Annotated in this window: 18 protein-coding genes; 7 read left to right on the top strand and 11 right to left on the bottom strand. The window is 70.6% G+C overall.

The window, feature by feature from the left end; genetic code table 11:
- Positions 1 to 214: 214 nt before the first annotated feature.
- Entirely contained in the window at positions 215 to 2,209 is a 1,995-nt protein-coding gene (locus tag ACZ66S_RS36920) for a flavin monoamine oxidase family protein (protein WP_469905946.1), read from the top strand.
- A 66-nt stretch (positions 2,210 to 2,275) separates the two neighbouring features.
- On the opposite strand, the gene ACZ66S_RS36915 is transcribed toward ACZ66S_RS36920, so the two are convergent.
- Positions 2,276 to 3,451: a PP2C family protein-serine/threonine phosphatase gene (locus ACZ66S_RS36915; protein WP_469905981.1), complete on the bottom strand. Its 1,176-nt coding sequence runs from the start codon at positions 3,449 to 3,451 to the stop codon at positions 2,276 to 2,278.
- Positions 3,452 to 3,816: 365 nt separating this feature from the next.
- A complete protein-coding gene (locus ACZ66S_RS36910) occupies positions 3,817 to 4,410 on the bottom strand; it encodes a CGNR zinc finger domain-containing protein (protein WP_469905945.1) in 594 nt (197 codons plus the stop codon).
- An 86-nt stretch (positions 4,411 to 4,496) separates the two neighbouring features.
- Here ACZ66S_RS36910 and ACZ66S_RS36905 point away from each other — a divergent pair, with 86 nt between their 5' ends.
- Entirely contained in the window at positions 4,497 to 5,288 is a 792-nt protein-coding gene (locus ACZ66S_RS36905; protein ID WP_469905944.1) for an MBL fold metallo-hydrolase, read from the top strand.
- Positions 5,289 to 5,470: 182 nt separating this feature from the next.
- Here ACZ66S_RS36905 and ACZ66S_RS36900 read toward each other — a convergent pair whose 3' ends face one another.
- Positions 5,471 to 6,928, bottom strand: coding sequence for a dihydrolipoyl dehydrogenase family protein (locus ACZ66S_RS36900; protein ID WP_469905943.1), 1,458 nt, complete (start codon positions 6,926 to 6,928; stop codon positions 5,471 to 5,473).
- A 234-nt stretch (positions 6,929 to 7,162) separates the two neighbouring features.
- Complete coding sequence (locus ACZ66S_RS36895) at positions 7,163 to 7,711, bottom strand: carboxymuconolactone decarboxylase family protein (protein ID WP_469905942.1); 549 nt, start codon at positions 7,709 to 7,711, stop codon at positions 7,163 to 7,165.
- A gap of 132 nt (positions 7,712 to 7,843) precedes the next feature.
- Here ACZ66S_RS36895 and ACZ66S_RS36890 point away from each other — a divergent pair, with 132 nt between their 5' ends.
- Positions 7,844 to 8,473: a CGNR zinc finger domain-containing protein gene (locus tag ACZ66S_RS36890; protein WP_469905941.1), complete on the top strand. Its 630-nt coding sequence runs from the start codon at positions 7,844 to 7,846 to the stop codon at positions 8,471 to 8,473.
- Between the two features lie 171 nt (positions 8,474 to 8,644).
- Here ACZ66S_RS36890 and ACZ66S_RS36885 read toward each other — a convergent pair whose 3' ends face one another.
- Positions 8,645 to 9,394, bottom strand: coding sequence for an SDR family NAD(P)-dependent oxidoreductase (locus ACZ66S_RS36885; protein WP_469905940.1), 750 nt, complete (start codon positions 9,392 to 9,394; stop codon positions 8,645 to 8,647).
- A 311-nt stretch (positions 9,395 to 9,705) separates the two neighbouring features.
- Positions 9,706 to 10,602, bottom strand: coding sequence for a LysR family transcriptional regulator (locus ACZ66S_RS36880; RefSeq protein ID WP_469905939.1), 897 nt, complete (start codon positions 10,600 to 10,602; stop codon positions 9,706 to 9,708).
- Between the two features lie 285 nt (positions 10,603 to 10,887).
- Here ACZ66S_RS36880 and ACZ66S_RS36875 point away from each other — a divergent pair, with 285 nt between their 5' ends.
- On the top strand, positions 10,888 to 11,655 hold the full coding sequence (locus ACZ66S_RS36875; RefSeq protein WP_469905938.1) for an SDR family NAD(P)-dependent oxidoreductase: 768 nt from the start codon (positions 10,888 to 10,890) through the stop codon (positions 11,653 to 11,655).
- A gap of 101 nt (positions 11,656 to 11,756) precedes the next feature.
- Here the strand turns inward: ACZ66S_RS36875 and ACZ66S_RS36870 are convergent, their stop codons facing one another.
- Positions 11,757 to 12,692, bottom strand: a complete 936-nt coding sequence (locus tag ACZ66S_RS36870) for a sigma-70 family RNA polymerase sigma factor (protein WP_469905937.1) — start codon at positions 12,690 to 12,692, stop codon at positions 11,757 to 11,759.
- Positions 12,693 to 12,702: 10 nt separating this feature from the next.
- On the bottom strand, positions 12,703 to 13,893 hold the full coding sequence (locus ACZ66S_RS36865) for an NAD(P)/FAD-dependent oxidoreductase (protein WP_469905936.1): 1,191 nt from the start codon (positions 13,891 to 13,893) through the stop codon (positions 12,703 to 12,705).
- 70 nt (positions 13,894 to 13,963) lie between these two features.
- Here ACZ66S_RS36865 and ACZ66S_RS36860 point away from each other — a divergent pair, with 70 nt between their 5' ends.
- Complete coding sequence (locus ACZ66S_RS36860) at positions 13,964 to 14,215, top strand: SDR family oxidoreductase (RefSeq protein ID WP_469905935.1); 252 nt, start codon at positions 13,964 to 13,966, stop codon at positions 14,213 to 14,215.
- Between the two features lie 247 nt (positions 14,216 to 14,462).
- Here ACZ66S_RS36860 and ACZ66S_RS36855 read toward each other — a convergent pair whose 3' ends face one another.
- Entirely contained in the window at positions 14,463 to 14,954 is a 492-nt protein-coding gene (locus tag ACZ66S_RS36855) for a winged helix-turn-helix transcriptional regulator (protein WP_469905934.1), read from the bottom strand.
- Between the two features lie 370 nt (positions 14,955 to 15,324).
- Between ACZ66S_RS36855 and ACZ66S_RS36850 the strand changes: the two genes are divergently transcribed.
- The gene (locus ACZ66S_RS36850; protein WP_469905933.1) at positions 15,325 to 16,782 is read left to right on the top strand and encodes an MFS transporter; all 1,458 of its coding nucleotides are present in this window, start codon (positions 15,325 to 15,327) and stop codon (positions 16,780 to 16,782) included.
- A gap of 134 nt (positions 16,783 to 16,916) precedes the next feature.
- On the opposite strand, the gene ACZ66S_RS36845 is transcribed toward ACZ66S_RS36850, so the two are convergent.
- Positions 16,917 to 18,014, bottom strand: a complete 1,098-nt coding sequence (locus tag ACZ66S_RS36845; protein ID WP_469905932.1) for an ornithine cyclodeaminase family protein — start codon at positions 18,012 to 18,014, stop codon at positions 16,917 to 16,919.
- A 41-nt stretch (positions 18,015 to 18,055) separates the two neighbouring features.
- Positions 18,056 to 18,823 (bottom strand): 3,4-dihydroxyphthalate decarboxylase, encoded by a 768-nt coding sequence (gene phtC / locus ACZ66S_RS36840; RefSeq protein ID WP_469905931.1) that lies wholly within the window; start codon positions 18,821 to 18,823, stop codon positions 18,056 to 18,058.
- Positions 18,824 to 19,066: 243 nt separating this feature from the next.
- On the opposite strand from phtC, the gene ACZ66S_RS36835 reads away from it, so the two are divergent.
- Entirely contained in the window at positions 19,067 to 19,855 is a 789-nt protein-coding gene (locus tag ACZ66S_RS36835) for a FadR/GntR family transcriptional regulator (protein WP_469905930.1), read from the top strand.
- The last annotated feature ends 110 nt before the right edge of the window (positions 19,856 to 19,965 follow it).

Here is a 19,965-nt window from a genome sequence, read left to right as displayed (position 1 = left end):
GCCGAAGCGCACGGATGCGAATACGCAGTGGCAGTGTGGGGGACTTGTCGTGGCGGCAAAGGGAGTTTGCTCCGCATTCATCCCTTCGGGGTTCCCGAGCCGCCCACGCCGACTGACGTGCCCGACGTCAGGGTTTGTCGTGGTTTTCGCTCCTTCGAGTCAACGCGACTGCGGAGGGCGGACGCCAGGTCACGGCCACCGGTACAAAACCGGCATGACTGAAGATCACGCGGTGGTGCACTCAGGCCGCAGCTTGTCCCGGCGCGGCTTCGCGGCGGTGGCCGGCACGGCCACGGTGGCGACGTCCCTGACCGGCGGCGTCTCCGCGGCCCTGCCCGCACCGACCGCTCCGAGCGCCCCCCGAGGCGCCGACTTCGACCGATGCCTGGCCGTGGCTCGCGCCCTGCTGGTGCTGGACCCCGACAACCGCCCTCTCGTCCCGCGCTACGAGAGCATCCTCAAGCAGGGGCTGCCGACCCAGCGGCGGGCCCGTCCGAAGGACGTCCTGGTCATCGGAGCCGGTCCGGCCGGGCTGGTGAGTGCCTGGCTGCTGAAGAAGGCAGGTCACCGTGTGACGGTCCTGGAGGCCAACGGCAACCGCGCGGGCGGACGCATCAAGACCTTCCGCAACGGCGGCCACGAACAGGCGAAGCAGCCCTTCGTCGATCCGCTCCAGTACGCCGAAGCGGGCGCGATGCGCATCCCCGGCAGCCATCCCCTGGTGATGGAACTGATCGACCAGTTCGGCCTGAAGAAGCGGCGCTTCCACTACGTGGACGTCGACCACGACGGGCGTCCCGCCAACCGGACCTGGATCCACGTGAACGGGATCCGCGTGCGGCGCGCCGACTACGCCCGCGCACCCCGGCGCATCAACCGGTCCTTCGGCGTTCCCCGGGCCCTCTGGGACACCCCTGCCGCCGCCATCCTGCGCTCCGTCCTGGACCCGGTGCGCGACGAGTTCAGCTACGTCAATGGCGACGGCAAGCGGGTCGACAAGCCGCTGCCCGAGCGGGTGCGCGGCTGGGCCCGCGTCGTGCAGCGGTTCGGTGACTGGTCGATGTTCCGCTTCCTGACCGAGCACGCCGGCTTCGACGAGCGGACCATCGATCTGATCGGCACCCTGGAGAACCTCACCTCACGCCTTCCCCTGTCCTTCATCCACAGCTTCATCGGCTCCTCCCTCATCAGCCCCGACACACCCTTCTACGAGTTGCAGGGCGGCACGGCCGTGCTGCCGGACGCCCTCCTGGAACGCGTGCGCGAGGACGTGCGGTTCGACCGGCGGGTCACGCGCATCGAGTACCACCACCCCGACCGCCCTTCACCGGACGCCGGGCACGTCCGGAGCAAGGGCCGGCACGTGTGGGTGGACACCGTGTCCGAGGGCCGCGACGGACCCGTCGTACGCGAGCAGTTCACTGCGGACGTCGCCGTGGTCACGGTGCCGTTCTCCGGACTGCGCCACGTGCAGATCGCCCCGCCCATGTCGTACGGCAAACGCCGCGCGGTCTGCGAACTGCACTACGACAGCGCGACCAAGGTGCTGCTGGAGTTCAGCCGCCGCTGGTGGGAGTTCGACGAGGCCGACTGGAAGCGCGAGCTGAACGCCGTCGACCGAGGTCTGTACGACGCCTACCGCACGGGCCGCGCCGCCACCGACGGCAGCCTGCTCGGCGCCCACCCCTCCGTGCCCGCCGGGCACATCACAGCGGGGCAGCGCACCCACTACGCGGCCAACCGGGCGATCGCCCGCGACCAGCCGGAAGCGGTCGACGTCGTGGGCGGCGGCTCGGTGTCGGACAACGCCAACCGGTTCATGTTCCATCCCTCCCATCCCGTGCCGGGCAGCGCGGGGGGAGTGGTCCTGGCTTCCTATAGCTGGGCGGACGACGCGCTGCGCTGGGACTCCCTGGACGACGAGGCACGCTACCCGCACGCGCTGTGCGGCCTCCAGCAGGTGTACGGCCAGCGCATCGAGGTCTTCTACACCGGCGGGGGCCGCACGCAGAGCTGGCTGCGTGACCCGTACGCCTACGGGGAGGCGTCGGTGCTCCTGCCCGGACAGCACACGGAGTTGCTGCCCGTCATCCCCGTGCGCGAAGGCCCGTTGCACTTCGCGGGTGACCATACGTCCGTCAAGCCGGCGTGGATCGAGGGGGCCGTGGAGTCCGCCGTGCGTGCCGCCTTGGAGATCCACACCGGGTGAGCCGCACGGTCCGCTGAGCCACGAGACACACGCAGGCGGCTTCCTGCACAGGTTGCCCGGTGGGGGTCACTGGGTGCGCGGCTGCCACTCCAGCATCATGATGGTCGCGTCGTCCCGGAGGCGGCTGGTCTCCACGTCCAGGATCGAGTGGATCAGCCGCCGCAGGCTCTCCGGGGCCAGTTCCCCCGCGGCGGTCGCGCGGATGACGTAGTCGGCGAACCGCTGGAGCCCGAACAACTCCCCGTCGTGGGTACGGGCCTCGGTGACACCGTCGGTGTAGAGCAGTACCCGGTCGCCCGGCCGCAGGGTCACCTCGTGGATCCTGCGGCCGCGGTCGCTCAGCAGGAACGGCAGTCCCAGCGGGGGGGCGGCGTCTCTTTCCAGGGCGCCCTCCATCAGCCGCTGGTCGCGGATGAGCAGGGGTGCGGGGTGTCCGCAGTTGCACCATCGCAGAACGCCCGAGGAGAGATCCAGTTGGGCGAGGACGCCGGTGCAGAACTGGTCGGGCAGCCATTGGGCCAGGGCCTCGTCCACGGTCCGGGCCAGTTCCGGCAGTTCGGCTCCGACCCGGCGGGCGTTGCGGCAGGCCGCTAGGGAGAGGGCACTGGTCAGGCCGGAGGCGAGGTTGTGTCCCATGGCGTCGAGGACGGTGGCGTGCAGGGTCGTCTCGGTGAGGGCGTGGTCGAAGGCGTCGCCACCGATCTCGTAGGCGGGTTCGAGGACGGCCGTGGAGACCACGCGCGTGTTGCCGATCGTCCGGGGCGGCAGGAAGGCCCGCAGCATCTCGGAGGGCAGTTGCATGCGTTTGGTGCGGGTGCGCTGGACGTAGGAGTCCTTGAAGGTGCGCCGGGAGGTGACCATCATCGCCACGAGGGTGGCCAGGGCCTTGCCGCGGTTCAGGGAGGCGGCGGTGAGGGAGGGGCCGTAGACGGCCAGCACTCCCAGTCGTTCGGCACCGTCCAGCAGGGGGAACCAGGCCATCATCGCGCCGGACTCCGCGGCCTCGACCCGCAGGGACTGGGTGCGGTAGGTCCAGCCGGCCAGGGAGTCGTCGATGGGGAGCGTCGCGGTGACATCGGTGAGCGGGACCAGGTGGCGTTGCTGGATGTCGGCGAGGTAGGCCACCGAGTGATGCAGCCCGAGTGCCTTGGTGCACCGGGCCATGGCGGTGGTGAGGTCGACGGTCCGGTTGGCCGAGTCGGCCAGGAACTGGTGCAACTGGTCGTCACCGGCCTCGGGCATCGTCACCTCGTTCCGCCTCCCTCAGGTCGCGTGCCGTCTGGCGCCCATGCCTCAGCAGTCTCACACCAGGGGTACGCGGGCGCACTCGGACGGCCGTCCCTGGGTGACGCGAGGCGCCGGGAGCGGGGCGGAGCTGGGTGTTCCACTGTCCGGGGGCGATTGTGAACTCGTCGGCGCCGGGCGGGCGTTGGGCGTGGCGGACGTCGGTTCAGAGTCGCTTGCGTAGGAGAAGCCGTTTCCCGGCAGCCGTGCCCTGGTCCGCGAGGCGCATGTCGGCGGAGGGCTGCTGGCGCCCGGTCAGCCGGAGTGTGCGTATGGTCCGGACGGACGGCCGCGAGGGCCGATGCCGGAGAGGGCGCGCGGGGTCATGGGGAGGCGGTGCGGCGGGCGTAGGCGCGGGCGGCGCGTGCACGGTCGCCGCAGCGGGTGGAGCACCAGTGGCGGCGGCCGTGGCGGAGCAGGTAGCGGTTGCAGGGGGCGGAGCCGCAGGCGGTGAGACGGTCCGCGTCGGGGCCCGTGAGCAGGTCGGCGGCGTCGGCGGCGAGGGTGGCCAGGGCGTGGTCGACGATCGCAGTGGTCGGGTGCGGGGTGGAGCGGTAGGGGCCGGTCTTGTCGTCCCACTGCAGCAGCGGGGCGGTGGGAACGCGGGTCATCGCGTCGTTTACGGCCCTGACGGCGGCGGGGAGGGCCGGCAGCCCTTCGGCGCGGGCGGCGAACAGTGACCTGATCTGTTCGCGCAGCGAGCGCAGTTGTGTCGCGCACATCTCCCGCATGCCGGCGTCGACCGGTGCGAGCCCGCGTTCTGTCAGCCAGTGGTTCGCCTGCGCGGGAGTGCCCAGGAGATCGACCGTGTGTCCGCCCGTCAGCGCCATTGCGCTGTTGGCGAGGGCGAGAGAGAGGTGCTCCTCCTCGCCCTGAGCGGGCGGCAGGCCGGGCTGGTCGATCACGGTCTCCTTCATGTATCTCATGGTAAGGCTTGCGTGTATCCGTGAGAAGCGACTACGGTCATCTCACGGTTAAAAGACTCTCATCCGTGAGGTGTTTCATGTCCTCCCTTCCCGCGGCAACGCACCCGTTTCCCGTCCGGGTCTTCGGCGGTCCGACGGCCCTGTTCGAGTACGGCGGTCTGCGCTTCCTGACCGATCCGACCTTCGACGCCCCGGGCGACTACGTCCGTCCCGACGGCCGGTTCCTCACCAAGACCGCCCCCTCCAGCGGGGCACCCGCCGATCTGGGCTCCGTGGACGTGGTTCTGCTCTCGCACGACGAGCACCCTGACAACCTGGACAGGTCCGGCCGGGCCCTGCTTGCCGACATCGAGCTCATCCTCACCACCCCCGGCGGCGGACAGCGCCTCAAGGGCGGGGCCAAGGGGCTGGCCGACTGGGAATCCGTCGAGCTGAACCGCCCCGACGGCGGCACGGTCACCGTGACCGGCGTCCCCGCCATCCACGGTCCCGGCCCGCGTGAGCAGGTCGAGCGGGTGACCGGACAGGTCGTCGGCTTCGTCCTGACCGGAGAGGACCTGCCGACCGTCTACGTCAGCGGCGACAACGCCTCCCTCGACGTCGTCAAGGAGATCGCCGAGCGCTTCGCCCCCGTAGACACCGCGCTCCTCTTCGCCGGCGCCCCCCGCTTCCCCGAACTCTTCGACAACCAGTTGATCGTCCTGAGCAGCGCCCAGGCCGCCGAGGCCGCCCAACTCCTCGGCGCCCGCCGCGTGGTACCCGTCCACTACAACAGTTGGGCCCACTTCACCGAGGGTCGCGACGAGTTGGTCGCCGCCTTCACCGCCGCCGGTCTGGCCGACCGTCTGGACTGGGGCCGGCGGGACTGATCTCCGACGGCTGAGGGACCAGCGCGGGACTTCGCAGCTCGCAGTCGGGGTCTGGCGGGCCACCGGACGTAGACGGGTACCGCACGGGCGAGTCGGAGAGTCGCCCGCCGAAGCACGCGCCGCGGTGGGATGGCCCGGACCGGTCCGGCAGGGGGGAACTGAAGGGTTCCAGGTGAGAGACGTCAGGTCGCGGCCTTCTGATACGCGGCGAGGAGGAACAGCCAGATCTCGCTGACCGTCGGGAAGGGTGCGATGGCGTGCCGCAGGCGTTTGAGCGGTACCTCGCCCGCCACGGCGATCGTGGCGGAGTGCAGCAGTTCACTCACTCCGGGGCCGACGAAGGTGACGCCGAGCAGGATGTCCCGGTCGAGGTCGACGACCATGCGGGCGTGGCCCTGGTAGTCGTCGGCGAAGAGGTTGGCCCCTTGGGCGGCGTTGAGGTCCAGGTCGATGGTGCGGGTGCGGTGCCCGGCCCGTTCCGCCTGCTCGGCGGTGAGCCCCACCGCGGCGGCTTCGGGAGTGGTGAAGAAGACCTGGGGGACGGCGTGCTGGTCGGCGGTGGTGGCGTGGTCGCCCCAGGGGCCGTCGTCCAGTGGGCGGCCGGCGGCGCGGGCGCCGATGGCGTCGCCCGCGGTGCGGGCCTGGTACTTGCCCTGGTGGGTGAGGAGGGCGCGGTGATTGATGTCGCCGAGGGCGTAGAGCCACTCGTCGTCCACACCGCGGACGAGACCGGTGGTGTCCACGTCCAGCCAGGAGCCCGGGGTGAGCCCCACCGTGTCCAGTCCGATGTCGTCGGTGGCGGGGGTGCGTCCGGTGGCGAACAGGACCTCGTCCGCCTCCAGTTCGCTGCCGTCGTCGAGGGTCAGGGTGACCGGGCCCTCGGGGTCCGGCCGGCGCAGGGCGGTGACCTGGGTGCCGATCCGCACGTCGGTTCCCGCCTCGGTGAGGCCCTGGCCGACCAGCTCGCCGACGAAGGGTTCCATGCGGGGCAGCAGGGCCCGACGGGCGAGCAGGGTGACGTGGGACCCCAGGCCCTGCCAGAGGGTGGCCATCTCCACGCCGACGCCTCCGCCGCCGATGACGACCAGTCGCCCGGGCACGGTGCTGGAGTCCGTGCCCTGCCGGTTGGTCCAGGGCCGGGCCTCGTCGATGCCGGGCAGGTCAGGCAGGGCCGGCCGGCTGCCGGTGGCCAGGGCCACCGCGTGCCGGGCGGTGAGTGTCTGACGCGTGCCGTCGTCCCGGGTGACGGTCACGCGCCGAGGTCCGTCGAGACGGCCCTGGCCGCGGAACAGTTCGGCGCCGATGGACTTCACCCAGTGGGCCTGTCCGCTGTCGTCCCAGTCGGTGACGTAGCGATTGCGGCGGGCGAACACCGCGTCGGCGTCGATCCGGCCGGTGACCGCCTGGCGCGCACCCTCCACATTCCGGGCGTCGGCGACGGCGATCACCGGGCGGAGCAGCGCCTTGCTGGGGACGCACGCCCAGTACGAGCACTCACCGCCGACGAGTTCGCGTTCCACCACCGCCACGCTCAGCCCGGCGGCACGGGCGCGGTCGGCGACGTTCTGCCCGACGGGACCGGCCCCGAGGACGATCACGTCGTAGGTGCCGTTTCCCGGGGTCGGGGTTGCTTGGGTCATTGCTGCCTCGCTTCGTCATCGGAGCTGTTGAGCTGTGTCGCATCGCCGGGCGTCCGTGTCCGGCCGGGTTCTGGACCCCATGCCGGTGTCACCTGAGGCGACGGGGTGATGCGGCAGCGCCCTCCTGGGCCGTAGGGCGCTTGGTCGTACTTCACTGGGCCGTAGGGCGTTCGGCCGTATTTCAACGGAACAACCGTCGGGAGTCCCGCGCAGCTTTTGCCGTTCTCGCGGTCGTCAGGAGCGCGCGCGGGGGGTCACGGGAGGGAAGTCGTTGTCGGTGTCGGCGACGAGGTTGAAGTAGTTGGTGAGGATGTTGAGGGCGAGATTGCCGACGACCTCCGCTATCTCGGCGTCGGTGACGCCTGCGGCTCGGGCCGACTCGAGGACGGTCGCGTCGATGGTGCCGTGACCTCGGGCGATGGCCTCCGAGAGGGCGAGCAGGGCCGCGGCGTGCGGGTCGGCGGATTCGGCTTGGCGTGCGCGCTCGATTTCGTCCTTGCCGAGCTTGGCGACGTTCGTGCCGAGATAGGTGTGGGCGGAGAGGCAGTAGGTGCAGCCGTTGTGCTCCGCGGTGGCCAGGGCGAGGCGCTCACGGATGGCGGTCGGCAGGACGCCTCCGGCGAGGGCGTCGGACAGGCCCATCCACCCCTTGAGGAGAGCCGGGCTGTTCGCCATCGCCTTGGCCATGTTCGGGACGGACCCGACGCTCTTCTTGAGTTCGGCGAGCAGGTGCGCGGCATCGCCGCTGGCTTCGGTGGGGCTGATCTGGGGCAGCGCCGACATGGCGGTCTCCTTTGATGGGATGCGATCCTAATGGTCGCAAAGACTGCTGGCCGTTAGGACTATCGCGCGGCAATCGGTGACTGTCAAATGGCTGGAGTGGCCTTCGCCCATTAGCCCGGTATCATCGAAGGCATGATGTCCGAGGGAGCGAGCACAAGCGCGGTGCTGCTGGGGGAGCCGCTGCCGGTCGAGTTGATGAACACCGTCACGGTCGACCGAGGCCGCACCCGCGACGCCCTCGCCGACGATGCCGACGCCGCCGGCTGGTTGCGTGCGGTTGCGGACCGCGTCACGGCCGAGACCGGACTTCCGGCCCACCCGCTCGACGAAGCCTCCGCGCGCTCGGCCGCCGGACCGCTCCGTGCGCTGCGCGACGCACTGCGCCTGCTGGCGGCGGAGACCACCGACGATCCTCGTCCGCCGGCCACCGCACCGGAGCTGGCGCGGCCGGAGGCGATCAGCACGCTGAACGCTCTGGCCCAGGCGTGGCCCGAGCTCGTCTGGCCGGCCGCCGGGAAGCCCTCACGCACGTACCGCGGTTCGGAGACCTCGGCGCTCCTGGCCGTACAGCTCATCGCGCACCAGGGTGTCCAACTGTTCACCGGACCCGACCTCGACCGCCTGCGCCCCTGCCTGGCGCCCAACTGCCTGCTCTTCTTCGCCAAGAAGGCCGCACGCCAGGAGTGGTGCTCCCCGGCGTGCGGCAACCGCGTGCGCGTCGCCCGCCACTACCGACGGCACCACGCGGCGAACAACGGCTGACCTAAGGGGGATCGGCGGGACGCCTAGGTCCTCCGGCTCACGACACCTCATCGGGCGCGCCGCCGCGCCGCACCGTCGCCCCGGCAAACCGGGAAGGGCCCGGCGCAGCGACCACTCGTCCGCTGCGCCGGGCCCTTCCCGTCCCTGCTGTCCGCACTGCCGCCGTACGGCTCAGACGGCGACGCGACCGCCGTCGACGGGGACGATCGCACCGTGCACGAAGCTAGCCGCTTCGCTTGCCAGGAACGCGATCACGGAAGCGATCTCCTCCGGACTCGCCGGCCGGCCCGCAGGAGCCTGGGCGGCGAGATCGCCCAGGCCGTCACCCAGTCCGGCCGTTCCCTCGGTCCGCGTCGGCCCTACCCCGACGGCGTTGACCCGCACGCCCCGCGGACCGTACTCGGCCGCCCAGGACTTGGTCAGCAGGTTCACGGCGGCCTTGCTCGACCCGTACAGGGCCATGCCCGCCATACCGAAATCGGCCACCATGGTGCTCAGGTTGATGACGGAGCCGCGGCCGCGCTCCGCCATGGCAGGCGCGAGCTCGGCCACGAGGTAGTAGGGCGCCTTCACGTTCAGTGCGTACACCGCGTCGAACTGCTCCTCCGCGGTGTCGGCGGTGGGGCCGAAGGGGTAGATGCCGGCGTTGTTCACCAGGATGTCGATCGCGCCGCCGATGTCGGTCGCGCGCCGCGCGAGATCGCGTGCGGCCTCGGCCGTCGTCAGGTCGGCGGCCAGGAAGTCGGCCTTGCCGCCGCGCGAACGGATCGCGTCGGCCACGGACTCGCCGCGCGAGGCGTCCCGTCCGGCGACCAGCACATGCGCTCCACGCTCGGCGAGGAGGGCCGCGGTCGCCGCACCGATACCGCTGGTCGCCCCGGTGACCAGTGCGACGTTGCCGGCGAGGTAGGAAGAATTCACGGTAAACACTCCATTGGAAAGTCGGGTTGCGTGACACAACGTACGCAAGGTTTCCGTGGAGTGCGTTGCTGCGTTTTTCTCGGGGGCCCGATTTTCCCGTTGCTCACTGCTCGTAGAGGCGGGCGCTCACGGTTCGTATGCTGTCATTATCCCAGTTCAGAGGCCTGTTGATGGCTTCGAACTCTCGCTTGCTGGAAAGCGCGGCAATCGAATTAGCTAATAGCCGCGTCCATTAATTCCGATGGCGGGAGTCGCGATGCCGTCGCGGCAGTCAAGTGGTTCGAAGGAGTTTCGGACGGCGAGCGAGCCGGTCAAAGATCCGTCGTCGGAAGTGCCGTGATGAAAGAGGCCAGGTCGCGTCGCCGGGAGTGGGTCGGCCAGGCCGCCCAGGTGCGCCGGACCAGGGGATGCTGGTGCAGCGGCTTCCAGACCACGTTCTCGGGCAGTGGCTGGGACCAGTGGGGCGGGGCCAGAGCGAACGCCTTCTCCGTGCCGACGGCCGCCAGTTTGACCTCGGCGATCAACGACTGGTCCTGCGGTGGCTCCGGTCCCAGGTCGAGGCCGAAACTGCGCAGCACGGACGTGACTTCGTCGTACCACGCGGGACTGCCGGAGCGGGGGAAGCTCACCCACTGCAGCCCCCGGAGGGTCTCCAGGCGCACTCCCGTGTCGTCCGCCAGTTCAGCGGCGACGCTTGCCGCCAGCAGCACGCCCAGCCTCTCCGTGACGACCAGCATGGCGTCGAGGTCGGGATCCGCGGGGCGTTCCCGGAGCAGACCGATGTCGAGTTCACCGGCGCGCAGGGCTTCCAGTTGAGCCGCGGACGACAGGTGGCGGGCCTGTACGCGGGTGTCGGGGCAGGTGACCGCCACCTGCTCCATCGCCGGTCGGAGCAGCTCCGACGGCAACTCCAGAGGGATGCCGATGCGCAGCAGCCCGCATCCCGGATTCGTCAGGCCCGCCATGGTGCGCATCGCCTGGTCGTGACGGGCGATCACGGCCCGGGCCTCCGCCAGCAGGACTTCCCCCTCCTCGGTCGGGCGGGCGCCGGTGTTTGTGCGGATCAGCAGTTTCAGTCCTAGTTGCCGCTCCAGGCCGCTCACCGTCTGCGACAGCGCCGACTGGCTCATGTGCAGCCGACGGGCGGCGGCGGACATGCCGCGCTCCTCGGCGACGGCGACGAAGGCTCGGAGTTCCCGCAGTTCCATTTCTCCATACCAGCACAGGGCCCACCGGCTGGTCATCGTCTCGCCAGAAGCCAGACCGATGGCGGTGCCCGCCCCGGCCGATGGCCGCGGTCGTTCAGCGAATGCCGCGTACGGTCGACAAGGCGGCCGGTGCTTTTCCTTTTGGCGGCCATCGACTCTCGTAATGGCCGGTCCGGAATGACGGAAAGGGCGGCGGTGCTGTGGACGGACGTCGCCGCACAGTGGCAGCGATCCGGACACCTCCACGGCAGTCCGGACCTTGCATCGAGAAACAACGGAGGAGAAATGATGGGCCTGCTGGAAGGAAAGGTCGCCCTGATCACCGGGGGGACTTCCGGAATCGGCCGTGCCGCAGCTCTTTTGTTCGCCCGGGAGGGCGCGAAGGTGGCTTTCACCGGGCGACGTGAGAATGCCGGCAAGGAAGTCGCGGACGAGATCACGGAACTGGGCGGGGATGCCTTGTTCATCAGGGCCGACTCCACCGACGTCCAGGGCGCCGCCGACGTCGTGGCTCAGGTCGTCGACCGCTTCGGGCGGCTCGACGTCGCCTTCGACAACGCCGGAACCGCCGCGGTCGGCCCGCTCACCGAACTCGACGAGAGCACCTGGCACCACCTCGTCGACGCCAACCTCAAAGGCACCTTCTTCGCCCTGCAAGCCCAGGCGGCGCAGATGAAACGCCAGGGTCAGGGCGGGGCCATCGTCATCAACGGTTCCGTCTTCGCTGAACTCGGCACCCCCGGCATCTCCATCTACAGCGCCACCAAGGGAGGCGTGGCCGCCCTGGCGCGCGCCGCCGCCGTCGAGCTCGGTCCCGACGCCATCCGTGTCAACACCGTCAACCCGACCATCATCCGCACTCCCTTGACCGAAGGCGGGATCGCCCGGCGCGAGGACGGCACCGAGGACCACCCCCACGGTCAGAACATCCCGCTGGGGCGTATCGGCGAAGCGGACGAGGTGGCCCAGGTCGTTCTCTTCCTCCTGTCCGACCGTGCCTCCTTCGTCACCGGTCAGTCGCTCATGATCGACGGGGGACAGAGCGTGAACTGATCCGGCAGCCCGTTGTCCGTCCCCGCCCCGGAGGGCCACGAGCGACGTCACAGCCGGCCGTCCTTGCTCCGACTGGGGTCACTGGATTCCGGGCGCTCCGGTCACCATGCGGTGATGAGCGGCGCCTCGGGGCCGTACTGCCGCCAGGCCTCGTTGAGGCGCATGAGCCGGTCAGCCGCGGCGATGCCGTGCAGAGACGCGACCTTGCCCTCGCTGACTTCGAACGCCACGGCACCCACGACCCTGTCGTCGACCACGGCGAGGACGGCTGGGGAGCCGTTGACCAGCGCGACGTGGAACGCCGGGGAACCGCCGGCCAGCCGCCGCTTCGCCGGAGTGGGCTTGAAACCGGCCCGCACGTAGGCCGCGATGCGCTCGCGGGTGTCGTACCGCAGCAGCCGCCGGGCCAGTCCGTACCCGTCCGAAAACGCGGTCGCGTCCTCGGTGAGCATCGCCACCAGACGTTCCGTGCGCCCCGACGTGGCGGCGGCGAGGAACTCCTCGACGACCAGGCGCGCGGACGCGGGGTCCACTTCGCCGCCGCGGTGCCCGCCGGTGACCCGGTGTCGGGCCCGGTGGACATGCTGCTGGCTCGCGGACTCGGTGATGTCGAGGATCCCGGCGATCTCGGCGTGGGGGTAAGAGAAGGCCTCGCGCAGGACGTATGCGGCCCGCTCGACCGGCGAGAGGCGCTCCATGAGGATCAGTACGGCCAAGGACACCGATTCGCGCTGCTCGAAAGTATCGGCCGGACCGAGCATCGGGTCGCCCTCGAGGAGCGGCTCGGGCATCCATGCCCCGGCCGCTCGCTCGTGGCGAGCCTGCGCCGAACGGAGCCGGTCGACACAGAGATGGGTGACGACCTTGGTCAGCCACGCTTCTGGTACCTCGATGCGTTCCCGGTCCGTGGCCTGCCAGCGCAGGAACGCGTCCTGCACGGCGTCCTCGGCGTCGGCGGCCGAGCCGAGCAAACGGTACGCGAGCGAGGCCAGCCGGCCCCGGCTGGCCTCGAACCGATCGATGGCTGCGCTGTCCATGCGGAGCAGCCTATGCGGCGGCCCTCACACCAGCCCGGTCCGATGAGTGGGCCAGGCGGTGCCTGCGCTTGGGCATGCCGAAGGTCGGGTGGGCGATGCCCCACCTGGCCCCCTTGAGCACGCCCGACTTGAGCCGCGCAGCGCTCCGGCCGCCCAGATACCAGGACTTCGCCTGGACGTTTTCGTCCACCATCTGGAAGATCGCGTCCCGCCGCCCGAGGCTGATGTGGTTGCCGTAGTACTTCAGCCCGGTGGTCGGGACCTCCCGGCCTGTCAGGCGCGCGATGATGGCGGCGGTCGCCTGCATGTTGGTGACGCCGGCCGAGGCGCAGGACATCGGCAGCGGCCAGCCGTTGTCCCCGATCGCGTAGGCGCAGTCACCGGCGGCGTAGACGTCCGGATGGGAGACCGAACGCATGCTCCGGTCGACGACGATCTGACCGGTCTCGGCGACCTTCAGACCGCTGCCGGCCGCGATGGGGTCCACAGCGAATCCGGCGGCCCACACGGTCACATCGGCCGGGACGGACGTGCCGTCGGCAACGATCGCCCGTGTCGGCTCGACGGCTTCGACGCCGGTGTGCTCGTGCACGGTGATGCCGAGCCGACCGAATGCCTGGCGCAAGTGATGGCGGGCCTTCGGGGAGAGCCAGGCTCCCAGCTCGCCACGGGCGGCGAGCGCAACCGAGAGGTCGGGCCGGGACTCGGCGAACTCGGTAGCGGTCTCGATGCCCGTCAGCCCCTCACCGACGACCAGCACGGAGCCGCCCGCACCCAGTCCAGTCAGACGCTCGCGCAGACGCAGCGCCGAGGACAGACCGGTCACGTCGAAGGCGTACTCGGCCACGCCCGGCACGTCATGGTGGGCTACGGAGCTGCCGAGCGCGTAGAGAAGCGTGTCGTACACGACCTCGCCATCGCAGTCCTCGCCGGTCACGGCGACGGTCCGGCGCTCGGGGTCGACGCCGGCGACGCGGGCCAGGCGCAGGCACACCCCGGTGCCCGCGAATACGTCGGTGAGCTTTTGGAACGTGAGGTCCTGGCCGATGGCGAGCTGGTGGAGCCGCATCCTTTCAACGAAGTCGGGCACGGCGTTGACGACGGTGATCTCGGTGTCGGCCGGAGAGAGCCGCCGGCCGAGGTTTCCGGCGGCGAAGGCCCCGGCGTATCCGGCTCCGAGTACCACGATGCGGTGCTTCATGGCGTTGCTCCTGTCTCGTTCGCGTGCCCTCTGGACGAGATGGCGGCCCGATTACTGACAGGAGCTGGGTGTGACGCCGGTCACCGAACCAGGAGGCGTCCGATTCAACGCGGTGGCACTGGGACACACGCGGACGGGCAACGCGGTCGACGTGATCGGGGAGGACGACTGCGAGGCCCTTGGCGCCCGCGTGCCCCTGGCGCGACTCGCATTCGTGCGGGAGATCGCCGGGGCCGTCGTCGTCCTTGCCTCGCCCCGCGCCAACTACATCACGGGCGTCACCCTGACAGTTGACGGCGGATTCCCTGCCCTCGGCGTCTGAGTGGAGCGGGGAGGTGCCGTAATCGGCGAGCTCCCCGAAAGGGGGCGCCGTAATCGGTGACCTGACCGAAAGGCGGGCCGTCGGTGCCGCGCGTTGGACTCCGCGGAGCCTCGGACGCTGCGGTCTCGGTCATCGCGGCGCCTTAATCATCGCGGCTCCGGCACCGCGGCCCACAGACCACCACCCCCGCTTAAGTCCTGCCTGCCGCCTGCCGCCTGCCGCCTGCCGCCCGCAGGACGCCGGCTGGTCAGACCGTGTCGGCCCCGGCGCGAATAAGGCCAGGGCCCGCTTCGACGACCGACTCGCCCGCGGCCACCTCGTGCCCCTCGTCGCAGCGTTGCATCACGCGGACCCGGGCGCCGCAGTTCTTGTGCCGGACGATCACCGGAGGGCCCGGCTCGTCCGCGGCCCAGGTGTCTCCCCACTGCCGCAGAGCCTGGAGAACGGGCAGGAGGGCGCGGCCCTTCTCGGTGAGTTCGTACGCGTAGCGCGTGCGCTGGCCGTTTTCCCGGTAGGGCGTCTTCTCCAGCATTCCTGCCTGGGTGAGTTCCTTCAGGCGGGCGGCCGCCGCGGGCTCGCCGATGCCGACGCGCCGGGCGAAGTCGTCGAACCGGCGGGTGCCGAAGAACGCCTCCCGCATGATCAGCAACGCCGACCTGGTCCCGACGACGTCGAGCGCGCGGGCGATCGAGCAGTTGTCCATCGACCAGGCGTCGCGTTCCTTCAGGAGATCCGTCATGGCTCCACTCTACCCTGACTTGCTTCAAGTGAAGTCAGGGTCTAGGTTCTGACTTGCCTCAAGGAAAGTCAGGGGGTGTTGCGGCGCACCGGGCCACGGTGGGCCACCGCTTGGCACCGCACCCGTACGGCCGGCTGCTGCCTCTGACACCGACCCCTACCGGCGCCGGGCGCGCGACCGGGACAGTCCGCCGCGCGCCGTCGAACACCAGCGGCGGGACCCGCCGCCCAGGCGACACAAGGACACACACATGCCACCGACCCCCTCATCCGCCGCGACACCACATGCCGACACCGCCGACCAGCCCGGCACCGCAGCACCCCGTCGGCGACCGGCCCACCACCCCTCACCGGCCCTGACACTCCTCGCCATGTGTCTCGGCGCGATGACGACCTTCCTGCTCATCACGGCGTCGGTCTCCGCCATGTCGGCCATCCAGGACGACCTGCACGTCTCGCCCAGCGGCCTGGTGTGGATCCCCTCCGCCTACACCCTGGTCGTGGCGAGCACCGTCATCTCGGCGGGCACCATCGGCAACCTGTACGGCCGCAAGCGCGCCTTCCTCATCGGCGCCGCGGTGATGATCGCCGGCTCGCTGACCGTGTTCGCCTCCGATTCCACCGAGGGCGTCATCGTCGGCCAGCTCGTCTCCGGCATCGGTGGAGCGCTCATCCTGCCCAACAGCCTGGCGATCCTGGGCACGACCTTCACCGACCCGCACCGCCGGACCGAGGTCGTCACCGCCTGGGCCGCGTCGTCCGGCATAGGCCTCGCGGTCGGCCCGCTGATCGCCGGCGTCCTGCTGAAGCACTACCACTGGAACAGCGTCTTCCTGTCGACCGTCGTCCTGGCCGCGCTCAGCATGCTCGTGGGCGCCTTCGTCGCCGAGTCGCGCGGTCCGGGCGGCCGGCTCGACATCCCCGGCCAACTACTCGCCGTCGTCGGCATCGCGGCACTCGTGTACGCCCTGATCGAAGGCGGACACGACGGCTACACCAGCCCCCGCATCCTCACCGCCTGGTTCGTCGCCGCCGCCGCACTCATCGGCTTCGTGCTCGTGGAACGCGCCGCGGTGGCGCCGCTGTTGGACATGTCCCTGTTCCGTTCCGCGTCCTTCAGCGCCGTGATGTTCGTCGCCGGCGTCTCGCTGTTCGGCTTCACAGGAGTCGCCATCCTGTCCGTCCTCTACTACCAGCGGGTCCAGCACCTGACGGCCCTCGCGGTGGGCTGGCGACTGCTCGCGCTCTTCGGCGTCTACGTCGTCGTCGCCTACGCCACGGGCCGGGTCATCCGCCGAACGGGCTTCAAACTCCCCCTGACCGTGGGCTTCCTGGCCGGCGCGGCCGCGACCGCCGGGCTCGCCACCATGGGGCCGGACGCCTCCTACGGCCAGGTCTGGTGGCTGTTCGCCCTCTTCGGCGCGGCGTCGGGACTGGTTGCCGCGCCCAGTACGGCGGCCGCACTGGTCAGTGTCTCCGCCGAGCGGGCCGGCATGGCGTCGGGAGCCGTGAACGCCTTCCGACAGGTCGGCTCGGTCATGGGCTCGTCCATCCTCGGCGCGCTCCTCGCCCGCCGACTCCAGGACCACCTGCCCGACCGTCTCGACGCCCACCACGTGCCCCGGTCCCAGTGGCCGGCGATCGAACACGCCGTGGCGACCGGCAAGAGCGGCGGGTCGGCGCCGCGCAACGTGACCGCCGCCCTCGGCGACGCCTTCACCTCCGGCGTCCACCTCGGCATGGGAGTCGTCTCCGTGGTCTTCCTGTGCGCGGCCCTCGTCTCACTCCTGCTTATCCGCAACCGCCCGCACGGGGCAGCTACCAACTGATCCGTGACTGCCGCCCAGTCACACGTCACCGCCATGTCGGCTGCGGCAACGACATGGCGGTGACACGCTCGTCCAGCACCCCCCATGCCACCCCGCGCTGCCGCCCGGTGCCCGGTGCGCAGTCCCCACCCTCGTCAGTCACGTACATCCTGCATCAACCACTCACGCGGAATCTCCCGCCCCAGCCCCCGCTCCCGAGCCCGTTCGTAGACGAGGGCCGCCAGGGCGTGGAACTGCGCTCCCTGGATGTTGCCGCGTTCCGAGAAGGTCACCTGGGTCTCGTCGTCTCGGGCACGGGCGCGGCCTTCCAGGACGGCGTCCAGGCGTACCGGCCTGGCTGTGTGCGGTGGTCGGTGTGCCTGGGAGCCGCGGCGGTGGCGTTGCCAGACGGGGGCGTCGGGGCGGGCCCGGTAGGTCACGTACTCGTCGTCGGTCGCCCAGGCAGGCGTCGACGTGGGCACGCTGGCACTGCCCAGGCGCAGCCACACGTCGATGCGTCGCAGTGCGTCGGCGTCCAGGCGCCCGCCGATGCAGGTGACGTGTGTTCCGGGTCGCAGCCGGCTGCCGAGGACGACCCTGTCGACGGCGTCGGTGCAACCGGCCAGGATGTCGGCGCCTTGGTGAGCCTTCTCGGGGGAGTCGACCGCGACCGCTTCCAGGCCGTGCCGTTCGCGCATCTCCGCGGCGAAGCGCTCCCGGTTCGCTCGGGTGGGGCTGTAGACCTGGACCCGTTCGAGCGGGCGGACGGTGCGGAACGCCTCGACGTGGCTTCGTGCCATGCCGCCGGAGCCGAGCAGTCCCAGCACGCGGGCGTCCGCGCGTGCGCCGAAGCGCGCGCCGATCGCGGAGTCGGCACCGACCCGCAGATGCTGCATGACTCCGTCGTTGAGCAGCGCGACGGGTTCGCCGGTGCGGGTGTCGAGCAGGAGCACCAGGCCACAGAAGGTGCCCGGTTCCACGCAGTACTTCTCCTGGGTCCGGTTGCCCCCGGCGCTGACCTCGGTGAGCAGATCGGACTTCATGCGGATCGCGACATAGCCGGTGCGCGCCGATCCGCCCTCCATCGTTCCCCACTGGTAGACACGCTCGTCGTCCACCGGCAGGGCCAGGTCGATGCGCGGACGGCAGACGGCGACGCCCGCGGTCAGGTCCCGATAGGACTGTTCAAGGGCCTGCACGACGTCGGGCATGGTGAGCAGGCCGGCCGTGACCTCGTTGTCGATGACGAGCACGATCCTCCCTGGGTCGGGTTCTCGCGGGGTCGTCTCGGCGGTCAGGGGCGCAGCGGGGTTTTGGGGCCCTCGGTCTCGGCCCTGGCCGCGAGGTGGCGCCACATCGTCGACACGTTGAACGCCGCGCCCAGGTCGGGCAGTTCGGCGAGGTCCTCGTCAGGGATCGGGCGCAGCGGCGCGCCGGTGGCGGCCACGGCGAGCGCGATGCGGGCCAGGGAGTCGACGGCCAGCGCCCGGGTGACGGCCTCCGCGACGGCGTCGGCCGGGTCGCCCGTGCCCACGGTGACCAGGCCGTGGCCGCGCAGGACGACGACGGGGCGGTCGCCGAGCGCGGCCACCATGGCCTCCGCCAGTTCGCGGCGGCGGATCAGCGCCGAACGGGGCCATACGGGGATGCCGTCGTGGGCGAGCCGGGCGGCCGGGATGTCGTACGCCCCGACGAGCGGAAGCCAGGGCAGGTCCGTGAGGGACGCGGCGACGACCGACGGGGGGTGGGCGTGCACCACCGCCGTGACCTCGGGGCGAGCGCGCAGGATTTCGCTGTGGATGGGCAGTTCCGTCGGCGCGGCCCAGCCCGGCGCAATGTCGCCCACCCCGTCGAGAGAGACCTGCTGCACGTCCTCGACCACGGTGAACGCGAGCCCGCGCTCCTCGGGCCCGCGACCGCGCACGAGAAAGGTGTCGGGGCCGGTCCTGGCACTGACATGGCCGAGGATGTGCTCGACCAGTCCCGTGACCGCGAGCACCCGGCACGCGAGGGCGACACGCTCACGCAGCGCTTCGTACGGCCCCTGGGGCGGTTCGGTCATCGGTGCCCCCGGCGAGGGACGGCGATCGGAAAGCACGGAGTGTCTGCCGGACGGTGATGGAGTGTCATGGCCGGGGCGGCCTCCTCGCCTGGATTCACCCGAAACCGCTGCGTTCGCACCGCAGGGCGGTGGCCCTGGGTGGGCGACGCCCGGAATCAAACGAGCTATTGGTCTGTTGGTATGACTTTAAGCCATTGCGAGAGAGACGGTCAATGAAGCCTCTGACCATGGGAGAATGCCGCCATGCCATCGCGACCGAGTCAGTCCCAGCCCGCCGCGACCGAAGGCGGGGCCGCCGCCAAGCGGACCGCGTCCTCCGACGGTCTGTTCAAGACGGTCTCTTCAAGTCGCGTCTCGCAGTTGATCGTCGAGCAGATCCGGCTGCTGCTGAAGGAGCAGCGCCTGCAGCCCGGTGACCGGCTGCCCAGTGAGCGTGACCTGTGCGTGCAGTTCGGCGTCAGTCGGGTGACCGTGCGTGAGGCGCTGCGCAGCCTGGAGACCAGCGGGCTCGTCGAGATCCGGGTCGGCGCCCGGGGTGGCGCGTTCGTGACGGCGCCGTCGTCACGCCGGGTGGGCGAGGGGCTGGCCGATCTGCTGACCCTGTCGCCGCTGTCCGCGTCGGAGGTCACCGAGGCGCGGCTGGTCTTCGAGCTCGGCATCATTCCCCTGATCGTCGAGCGGGCCACGGACGAGGACCTCGACGCCCTGCGCGCGATGTGCGACGAGCACGCGGAGGCGGTGAAGCAGGGCACGTACGACATGGAGATGTCCGCCGCGTTCCACACGCGCGTGGCCGCGTGCACGCACAACGCCGCGATCGAGATGCTCGTACAGTCCTTCCACGGTCCGCTGCTGATGAGCCTGCGCGAGGCGCAGAGCGTGGAGCCGAAGATGGGCCAGTACGGCTCGAAGGAGCACCGCCAGTTCGTCGACGCGATCGCCGCGCGGGACGCGGAGGCGGCCACGAAGATCATGCGCACCCACGTGGGGCGGACGGCCTCGCGCGTGAAGGCCGACAACGCCGGGAAGTGACCGCAGCGGTACCGGTCCCGGGTCCTGTTGGACCCGGGACTCTTTTATGCCCGCCGTTAAGGCATTATGGTTAGACCATCAGATGGTCACCAAGGCATGGCTTCGGCCGG

Source organism: Streptomyces sp. NPDC107471 (assembly GCF_055582845.1).
Note: the sequence above shows the minus strand (reverse complement) of the source record. Positions and strands in the feature narration are given on the sequence as shown.